Genomic DNA, 8838 nt, shown 5'->3' with positions numbered 1-8838 from the left:
AGCCTCCACCGGCGGTGCGGTCCGGTCGAGCGACGCCGCGCTCGTCCACCCCCGGCGGTCGCCGGGCCGGGTACGTCTCGTGGTCCTCGCAGCCGCGGTCGTCGCCGTCGTCGCGCTCGCAGCGGTCGGCGTCGCACTCCTTCTCGGGTAGGGCGCGGGCATCCGGCAGCTCCCGGTGCAATCGCTCTCGCGAATGTTTGCCGCACCCCTGGAGAACGCGTATCATTGAGCGGGTGTGCGTTCACGCGCGCCGTGCGTCATGCCCTCGGGCGTGCCACGCGGATCAACGCTCGCACCATCTCAGGGATCGGCCTGCGAACAGGTCGCCCCCACGGCATATCCACCACGAATCGCGCCAGATCATTCTGTCGCGGGGTGGATCACACGTGAGCCCGACACGTCATGAATCGAAAGATGAGCGACATGCCGGGGGAGACACGACGCTGTCACCGTGCAGCACCCTGGGTGAGACCGAGAGGGACCACCCAGCCAATCAAGGAGAGAACGTGCCAACCATTCAGCAGTTGGTTCGCAAGGGCCGCTCGCCGAAGGTCTCGAAGACCAAGGCTCCCGCGCTGAAGTCGAACCCCCAGCAGGCCGGCGTGTGCACCCGCGTGTACACGACGACCCCCAAGAAGCCGAACTCGGCGATGCGCAAGGTCGCTCGTGTGAAGCTGCGCAACGGCACCGAGGTCACCGCCTACATCCCCGGCGAGGGCCACAACCTGCAGGAGCACTCGCTCGTGCTCGTCCGCGGCGGTCGCGTCAAGGACCTCCCCGGTGTCCGTTACAAGATCGTCCGCGGTGCACTCGACACCCAGGCTGTCAAGAACCGTAAGCAGGCTCGTAGCCGCTACGGCGCGAAGAAGGGCTGACTCAGATGCCTCGTAAAGGTCCCGTCACCAAGCGCCCGGTCGTCAACGACCCGGTCTACGGTGCTCCGATCGTCAGCCAGCTGGTCAACAAGATCCTCGTCGACGGTAAGAAGTCGATCGCAGAGTCGATCGTCTACACCGCCCTCAAGGGTGTCGAGGCGAAGAACAGCCAGGACGCCGTCGCCACGCTGAAGAAGGCGCTCGACAACGTCCGTCCCACCCTCGAGGTCAAGAGCCGCCGCGTCGGTGGCTCGACCTACCAGGTGCCCGTCGAAGTCAAGCCGCACCGCGCGAACACCCTGGCGCTGCGCTGGCTCGTGAGCTACGCCAAGGGTCGTCGTGAGAAGACGATGACTGAGCGTCTGCAGAACGAGATCCTCGACGCCTCGAACGGCCTCGGTGCCGCGGTCAAGCGCCGTGAAGACACCCACAAGATGGCCGAGTCGAACCGCGCCTTCGCGCACTACCGCTGGTAACAGCTCCCACTTCGACGGGCTCGGGCGGCCGACCCGGCCCGCGAGCCCGTCGAAGTTCCCACGACATCCGCCACCACACGTAAGGACATCCCGTGGCACAAGACGTGCTCACCGACCTCACCAAGGTCCGCAACATCGGCATCATGGCGCACATCGATGCCGGCAAGACGACGACGACCGAGCGCATCCTGTACTACACGGGAACCAACCACAAGATCGGCGAGACGCACGACGGCGCCTCGACGACCGACTGGATGGAGCAGGAGCAGGAGCGTGGCATCACGATCACCTCCGCTGCTGTCACGTGCTTCTGGGACAAGAACCAGATCAACATCATCGACACCCCCGGGCACGTCGACTTCACCGTCGAGGTGGAGCGCTCCCTGCGTGTGCTCGATGGCGCTGTGGCCGTCTTCGACGGCAAGGAGGGCGTCGAGCCCCAGTCCGAGACCGTCTGGCGTCAGGCCGACAAGTACAACGTCCCCCGCATCTGCTTCGTCAACAAGATGGACAAGCTCGGCGCGGACTTCTACTTCACGGTCGACACGATCATCAACAAGCTCAAGGCGAAGCCGCTCGTCATCCAGCTGCCCATCGGCGTCGAGAACGACTTCATCGGTGTCGTCGACCTCGTCGAGATGCGCGCGCTGGTCTGGGCGGGTGACGCCAAGGGCGATGTGACCATGGGTGCCAAGTACGACATCCAGGAGATCCCGGCCGACATGGCCGACGTCGTCGCGAAGTACCGCGAAGAGCTCCTCGAGACGGTCGCCGAAACCGACGAGGAGCTTCTCGAGAAGCACTTCGGCGGCGAAGAGCTGACCGTCGCCGAGATCAAGGCCGCCATCCGCAAGCTGACGGTCAACTCCGACATCTACCCCGTGCTCTGCGGCTCGGCGTTCAAGAACCGCGGTGTGCAGCCCATGCTGGACGCCGTCATCGACTACCTGCCGTCGCCCCTCGACGTGCCGGCCATCGAGGCGCACGACCCGAAGAACGAAGAGACGATCATCGAGCGGCACGCCGATCGTGAGGAGCCCTTCACCGCGCTGGCCTTCAAGATCGTCACGCACCCCTTCTTCGGTCGTCTGACCTACATCCGCGTGTACTCCGGTCACCTCGACTCGGGCGCGCAGATCGTCAACTCGACGAAGTCCAAGAAGGAGCGCATCGGGAAGATCTTCCAGATGTACGCCAACAAGGAGAACCCGGTTCCCTCGGTCACGGCCGGCCACATCTACGCGGTCATCGGCCTGAAGGACACCACGACCGGCGACACCCTCTGCGACGCGCAGAACCAGGTCGTCCTCGAGTCGATGACGTTCCCCGAGCCCGTCATCGAGGTCGCGATCGAGCCCAAGACCAAGGCCGACCAGGAGAAGCTGGGTCTGGCGATCCAGAAGCTGGCCGAGGAAGACCCGACGTTCCGCGTCGAGCAGAACAACGACACGGGCCAGACCGTCATCAAGGGCATGGGCGAGCTGCACCTCGACATCCTCGTGGACCGCATGAAGCGCGAGTTCAAGGTCGAGGCCAACGTCGGCAAGCCGCAGGTCGCGTACCGCGAGACGATCAAGAAGACCGTCGAGCGTCACGACTACACGCACAAGAAGCAGACCGGTGGTTCGGGTCAGTTCGCCAAGATCCAGTTCGCGCTCGAGCCCCTCGAGGTCACGGCCGACAAGATCTACGAGTTTGAGAACAAGGTCAGCGGTGGTCGTATCCCCCGCGAGTACATCTCGCCCACCGACCAGGGCTTCCAGGACGCCATGAACGTCGGCGTGCTCGCCGGCTACCCCATGGTGGGCGTCAAGGCGATCCTCCTGGACGGCGCATCGCACGACGTCGACTCCTCGGAGATGGCGTTCAAGATCGCAGGCTCCATGGGCTTCAAGGAAGCGATCCGCAAGGCGAACCCGGTCATCCTCGAGCCGCTCATGTCGGTCGAGGTGCGTACTCCCGAGGAGTACATGGGCGACGTCATCGGCGACCTGAACTCGCGTCGTGGGCAGATCCAGTCGATGGAAGACGCCCAGGGTGTCAAGGTCGTGCGGGCACTCGTCCCGCTGTCCGAGATGTTCGGCTACATCGGCGACCTGCGCTCGAAGACCTCGGGCCGTGCCGTGTACTCGATGGAGTTCGACAGCTACGCCGAGGTTCCTCGCGCCGTGGCCGACGAGATCGTCCAGAAGAACAAGGGCGAGTAACACCGCTCTCATGGATGCCGGGAACCCGGGTTCCCCCGCAGTTCCCGGCATCCACTCAAACTGAATACCGACTCTCTAGTAATCTGAGAACCATCCCCGCGAAGAACCGGTCGCAATCCAGTGCCCGAGACCTCGCAACCAACGTCCTGAGGAGGACCCAGTGGCTAAGGCCAAGTTCGAGCGGACCAAGCCGCACGTGAACATCGGAACGATCGGTCACGTCGACCACGGCAAGACCACGCTCACCGCTGCCATCTCGAAGGTGCTCGCCGACAAGTTCCCGTCGGCCACCAACGTTCAGCGTGACTTCGCGTCGATCGACTCGGCGCCCGAAGAGCGTCAGCGTGGTATCACGATCAACATCTCGCACGTCGAGTACGAGACCCCCAAGCGTCACTACGCTCACGTCGACGCGCCCGGCCACGCCGACTACATCAAGAACATGATCACCGGTGCCGCTCAGATGGACGGCGCGATCCTCGTGGTCGCCGCCACCGACGGCCCGATGGCTCAGACCCGTGAGCACGTTCTGCTCGCCAAGCAGGTCGGCGTGCCCTACCTGCTCGTCGCGCTGAACAAGAGCGACATGGTCGACGACGAGGAGATCCTCGAGCTCGTCGAGCTCGAGGTCCGCGAGCTGCTCTCGTCGCAGGACTTCGACGGCGACAACGCCCCCGTCGTCCGCGTCTCGGGCCTCAAGGCTCTCGAGGGCGACGAGCAGTGGGTCAACGCCATCGTCGAGCTCATGGAAGCCGTCGACGAGTCGATCCCCGATCCGGTGCGTGACAAGGACAAGCCGTTCCTCATGCCCATCGAGGACGTCTTCACCATCACCGGCCGTGGCACGGTCGTCACGGGCCGCGCCGAGCGCGGTACTCTCGGCATCAACTCCGAGGTCGAGATCGTCGGCATCCGCCCGACGCAGAAGACCACGGTCACGGGTATCGAGATGTTCCACAAGCAGCTCGACGAGGCCTGGGCCGGCGAGAACTGTGGTCTGCTCCTCCGCGGCACCAAGCGTGACGACGTCGAGCGCGGCCAGGTCGTCGTGAAGCCCGGTTCGGTCACCCCGCACACCAACTTCGAGGGCACGGCGTACATCCTGTCCAAGGAAGAGGGCGGCCGCCACAACCCGTTCTTCACGAACTACCGCCCGCAGTTCTACTTCCGCACCACCGACGTGACCGGCGTCATCACGCTGCCCGAGGGCACCGAGATGGTCATGCCCGGTGACACCACTGAAATGTCGGTCGAGCTCATTCAGCCGATCGCCATGGAAGAGGGCCTCGGCTACGCGATCCGTGAGGGTGGCCGCACCGTCGGCGCCGGCACGGTCACGAAGATCGTCAAGTAAGTCTCAGCGACTTCACTCGGCACAGGCCGGGCCTTCGGGCCCGGCCTTTGTCGTTCCCGGACCACGCCGGAGCCGCGGGGCTTCCGCTTGCGGTCGCGCGCACTCCACAATGAACGGGAGGTCGGCACCTTCGTCGACCCGGTCATGAGGGAGACGTAATGAGCGGCGTGGACGACATCATCGCGAAGGGCAAGAAGCTCCTCGACGACAACCGTGACAAGATCGAAGAAGCGCTCAAGAGCGAGAAGGCCGAAGAGGTCAGCGACAAGGTGCTCGACGGTGCGGCGGACGCGATCAAGAAGATCGTGCCGGCCGAACAGCACGCCAAGGTCGACGAGGTGCGGGCCAACGTCGACAAGAACATCGGCAACGCCTGAGCCCGATCGACGACGGCGCTGTTCCCGAACGGGAGCGGCGCCGTCGGCGTTGGCGGCTCCGGATTCTGGGGAAACGCCGCACGCGACACGCCCGGGTTTGCGACACGCCCGGCGGGTCCGTAGACTAGTCCAGTTCCACATTCCGGCGTGCGCTCGGCGCGCGCCAGGATCACTGTCTCGGCAGTGCACAGGCGGCGCGTGAGCGCAGGGTCCTGGGCCGCGGGCAGCAGAACACACACCGAACCCCCTCATCCCCAACGGGATTCACACGCGTGCGTGCGAGGGGCGGGCCGGATGCCAAGGCGTCCGGTTTGACAGCTGAACAGCGGTGCAGCATCTCTCGCGTGAGCGAGGGGAAGTGCCAGGGTGCGTCAGCACCACCGTGCGTCCAATGCCCCAGGTCGGGTAAGACGCGAGAAAGAGAGAGAGCAGACAATGGCGGGACAGAAGATCCGCATTCGCCTGAAGTCGTACGACCACGCCGGGCTGGACTCGTCGGCGCGCAAGATCGTCGACACCGTGACCCGTGCCGGCGCCACCGTGGTGGGCCCGGTTCCCCTTCCGACCGAGAAGAACGTCGTGTGCGTCATCCGGTCGCCCCACAAGTACAAGGACAGCCGCGAGCACTTCGAGATGCGCACCCACAAGCGCCTCATCGACATCATCGACCCGACGCCCAAGGCCGTCGACTCGCTGATGCGCCTCGACCTCCCGGCCGATGTCAACATCGAGATCAAGCTCTGAGGTTCGACATGGCTGACATCAACTCCAAGATCTCCAAGGGCCTCCTCGGCACCAAGCTCGGCATGACCCAGGTGTGGGACGAGAACGGCAAGCTCGTTCCCGTCACCGTCATCGAGGTCGCGCCGAACGTCGTGACCCAGCTGCGCTCGCTCGAGAAGGACGGCTACAACGCCGTTCAGATCGGCTACGGCCAGATCGACCCCCGCAAGGTGAACAAGCCCCTGACGGCTCACTTCGACGCCGCCGGTGTCACCCCGCGCCGCCACCTCACCGAGGTCCGCACCGCGGATGCCGCCGACTACGCGCTGGGCCAGGAGCTCACCGTCGACGGCCTCTTCGAAGCCGGTCAGCTGGTCGACGTCGTCGGCACCAGCAAGGGCAAGGGAACCGCCGGTGTCATGAAGCGTCACAACTTCAAGGGCGTCTCCGCTTCGCACGGTTCGCACCGTAACCACCGCAAGCCCGGTTCGATCGGCGCCTCGTCGACTCCGAGCCGTGTCTTCAAGGGCATGCGCATGGCCGGCCGTATGGGTGGCGAGCGCGTGACCGTCCTCAACCTCACGGTGCACGCCGTCGACGCCGAGAAGGGACTCATGCTCGTCAAGGGCGCCGTCCCCGGTGCTCGTGGCCGCATCGTCTACGTCCGCAACGCAGTGAAGGGTGCCTGAACATGGCTGACTCGACTCTCGCGCTCGACGTCGTGAAGGCCGACGGCAACAAGGCTGGCTCGGTCGAGCTGCCCGCCGCGCTCTTCGACGTCAAGACGAACATCCCCCTCATCCACCAGGTCGTCGTGGCGCAGCGCGCCGCGGCTCGCCAGGGCACGCACTCGACCAAGCGTCGTGGCGAGGTCTCGGGTGCCGGCCGCAAGCCCTTCAAGCAGAAGGGCACCGGTAACGCCCGTCAGGGCTCGATCCGCGCGCCGCACATGACCGGTGGTGGCATCGTCCACGGGCCCAAGCCCCGCGACTACAGCCAGCGCACCCCCAAGAAGATGATCGCCGCCGCGCTCCTGGGCGCGCTGAGCGATCGTGCTCGTGGGCAGCGTCTGCACATCGTCGACAGCTTCGCCATCGAGGGTGCTCCCTCGACCAAGGCCGCTGCCGCCGCGCTCAAGGCTCTCGGTGCCGTCAAGAACGTCCTCGTGGTCATCGACCGCGACGACGAGCTGACGATCAAGAGCGTGCGCAACCTCGCGTACGTCCACGTGCTGACCGTCGGCCAGCTGAACACCTACGACGTGATCGTCTCCGACGACATCGTCTTCACCAAGGCCGCCTACGACACGTTCGTCGCGTCGAAGGCTGCGGCCACCGAGGAGGTCTCGGCATGACCACCGTCAACAAGGACCCGCGCGACATCATCCTGAAGCCGGTCGTCTCCGAGAAGAGCTACTCGCTCATCGACGAGGGCAAGTACACCTTCCTGGTGGACCCCCGCGCCTCGAAGACCGAGATCAAGCTCGCGATCGAGAAGATCTTCAGCGTCAAGGTGGCCTCGGTCAACACGATCAACCGCGTGGGCAAGGCCCGTCGCACCCGCTTCGGCATCGGCAAGCGCAAGGACACCAAGCGCGCCATCGTCTCGCTGAAGTCGGGCACCATCGACATCTTCACGTCTGTCGGCTGACGGTCGGGATAGAGGACAAGAACAATGGCTATTCGCAAGTACAAGCCCACGACCCCCGGTCGCCGCGGCTCGTCGGTGGCCGACTTCGCCGAGATCACCCGATCGACGCCCGAGAAGTCGCTGCTGCGCCCGCTGTCGAAGACCGGTGGCCGCAACAACCAGGGCCGCATCACCACGCGCCACATCGGTGGCGGTCACAAGCGTCAGTACCGTCTGATCGACTTCCGTCGTAACGACAAGGACGGCATCGACGCCAAGGTCGCTCACATCGAGTACGACCCCAACCGCACCGCGCGCATCGCGCTGCTGCACTACGCGGACGGCGAGAAGCGCTACATCCTCGCTCCCGCCAAGCTGTCGCAGGGCGACGTCGTCGAGTCGGGTGCCGGCGCTGACATCAAGCCCGGTAACAACCTGCCGCTGCGCAACATCCCCACCGGTACCGTCATCCACGCGATCGAGCTGCGTCCCGGTGGCGGCGCGAAGATGGCCCGTTCGGCCGGCGCATCCGTGCGTCTGGTCGCCAAGGACGGCCCCTACGCGCAGCTGCGTCTGCCCTCCGGCGAGATCCGCAACGTCGACGTGCGCTGCCGCGCCACGATCGGCGAGGTCGGCAACGCCGAGCAGTCGAACATCAACTGGGGCAAGGCCGGCCGCATGCGCTGGAAGGGCGTGCGCCCGACCGTCCGCGGTGTCGTCATGAACCCGGTCGACCACCCGCACGGTGGTGGTGAGGGTAAGACCTCCGGTGGTCGTCACCCTGTTTCGCCGTGGGGTAAGGCCGAAGGCCGCACCCGCCACGCGAACAAGGAGAGCGACAAGCTCATCGTCCGCCGTCGCACCGCCGGCAAGAAGCGCAAGTAGGAGTAGAGGAAGATGCCTCGCAGCCTTAAGAAGGGCCCCTTCGTCGACGAGCACCTGCTTCGCAAGGTCGTCTCGCAGAACGAAGCCGGTTCGAAGAACGTCATCAAGACCTGGTCGCGCCGTTCGATGATCATCCCCGCCATGCTGGGACACACCATCGCCGTGCACGACGGTCGCAAGCACATCCCCGTGTTCGTGACTGAGACCATGGTCGGCCACAAGCTGGGCGAGTTCTCGCCCACCCGCACCTTCCGCGGCCACGTGAAGGACGACAAGAAGGGCCGTCGCCGTTAAGGCGACCGAGGAGGAGAG

Annotated in this window: 11 protein-coding genes; all 11 read left to right on the top strand. The window is 65.3% G+C overall.

All coding sequences use genetic code 11. The annotated features are described in order from the left end of the window. Window positions 1–506: 506 nt before the first annotated feature. The 11 genes from rpsL (at window position 507) to rpsS (ending at window position 8820) form a co-directional block, all read left to right on the top strand. On the top strand, window positions 507–875 hold the full coding sequence (rpsL, locus tag RWP81_RS01100; RefSeq protein WP_013584051.1) for a 30S ribosomal protein S12: 369 nt from the start codon (window positions 507–509) through the stop codon (window positions 873–875). A 5-nt stretch (window positions 876–880) separates the two neighbouring features. Beyond that, entirely contained in the window at window positions 881–1351 is a 471-nt protein-coding gene (rpsG, locus tag RWP81_RS01095; RefSeq protein WP_055833595.1) for a 30S ribosomal protein S7, read from the top strand. Window positions 1352–1443: 92 nt separating this feature from the next. Continuing rightward, window positions 1444–3558, top strand: a complete 2115-nt coding sequence (gene fusA, locus RWP81_RS01090; RefSeq protein ID WP_055959341.1) for an elongation factor G — start codon at window positions 1444–1446, stop codon at window positions 3556–3558. A 160-nt stretch (window positions 3559–3718) separates the two neighbouring features. Next, window positions 3719–4912: an elongation factor Tu gene (tuf, locus tag RWP81_RS01085; protein WP_055959340.1), complete on the top strand. Its 1194-nt coding sequence runs from the start codon at window positions 3719–3721 to the stop codon at window positions 4910–4912. A gap of 158 nt (window positions 4913–5070) precedes the next feature. After that, complete coding sequence (locus RWP81_RS01080) at window positions 5071–5289, top strand: hypothetical protein (RefSeq protein WP_314451419.1); 219 nt, start codon at window positions 5071–5073, stop codon at window positions 5287–5289. Between the two features lie 435 nt (window positions 5290–5724). Next, complete coding sequence (gene rpsJ / locus RWP81_RS01075; RefSeq protein ID WP_013584016.1) at window positions 5725–6033, top strand: 30S ribosomal protein S10; 309 nt, start codon at window positions 5725–5727, stop codon at window positions 6031–6033. 8 nt (window positions 6034–6041) lie between these two features. Next, on the top strand, window positions 6042–6701 hold the full coding sequence (rplC, locus tag RWP81_RS01070; RefSeq protein WP_055959336.1) for a 50S ribosomal protein L3: 660 nt from the start codon (window positions 6042–6044) through the stop codon (window positions 6699–6701). A gap of 2 nt (window positions 6702–6703) precedes the next feature. Next, window positions 6704–7366 carry a 50S ribosomal protein L4 gene (gene rplD, locus RWP81_RS01065; protein WP_243222814.1) on the top strand — a complete coding sequence of 221 codons (663 nt, stop codon included), beginning with the start codon at window positions 6704–6706 and terminating at the stop codon, window positions 7364–7366. Continuing rightward, window positions 7363–7662 (top strand): 50S ribosomal protein L23, encoded by a 300-nt coding sequence (gene rplW, locus RWP81_RS01060; RefSeq protein ID WP_055959332.1) that lies wholly within the window; start codon window positions 7363–7365, stop codon window positions 7660–7662. The genes rplD and rplW overlap by 4 nt, the downstream gene beginning before the upstream one ends. Window positions 7663–7686: 24 nt before the next feature. Further along, a complete protein-coding gene (gene rplB / locus RWP81_RS01055; RefSeq protein WP_314451413.1) occupies window positions 7687–8526 on the top strand; it encodes a 50S ribosomal protein L2 in 840 nt (279 codons plus the stop codon). Between the two features lie 12 nt (window positions 8527–8538). Next, window positions 8539–8820 carry a 30S ribosomal protein S19 gene (gene rpsS, locus RWP81_RS01050; protein WP_013584011.1) on the top strand — a complete coding sequence of 94 codons (282 nt, stop codon included), beginning with the start codon at window positions 8539–8541 and terminating at the stop codon, window positions 8818–8820. Window positions 8821–8838: the final 18 nt, after the last annotated feature.

The organism is uncultured Microbacterium sp. (assembly GCF_963521695.1).
Lineage (GTDB): Bacteria > Actinomycetota > Actinomycetes > Actinomycetales > Microbacteriaceae > Microbacterium.
The sequence above is the reverse complement of the archived record's forward strand: the minus strand, read 5'-3'. Positions and strand labels throughout refer to the sequence as shown.

Coding starts and splice junctions, on each gene's coding strand:
- rpsG (WP_055833595.1), top strand. CDS start 881: ATGCCTCGTAAAGGTCCCGTCACCAAGCGCCCGGTCGTCAACGACCCG.
- RWP81_RS01080 (WP_314451419.1), top strand. CDS start 5,071: ATGAGCGGCGTGGACGACATCATCGCGAAGGGCAAGAAGCTCCTCGAC.
- rpsJ (WP_013584016.1), top strand. CDS start 5,725: ATGGCGGGACAGAAGATCCGCATTCGCCTGAAGTCGTACGACCACGCC.
- rplC (WP_055959336.1), top strand. CDS start 6,042: ATGGCTGACATCAACTCCAAGATCTCCAAGGGCCTCCTCGGCACCAAG.
- rplD (WP_243222814.1), top strand. CDS start 6,704: ATGGCTGACTCGACTCTCGCGCTCGACGTCGTGAAGGCCGACGGCAAC.
- rplW (WP_055959332.1), top strand. CDS start 7,363: ATGACCACCGTCAACAAGGACCCGCGCGACATCATCCTGAAGCCGGTC.
- rplB (WP_314451413.1), top strand. CDS start 7,687: ATGGCTATTCGCAAGTACAAGCCCACGACCCCCGGTCGCCGCGGCTCG.
- rpsS (WP_013584011.1), top strand. CDS start 8,539: ATGCCTCGCAGCCTTAAGAAGGGCCCCTTCGTCGACGAGCACCTGCTT.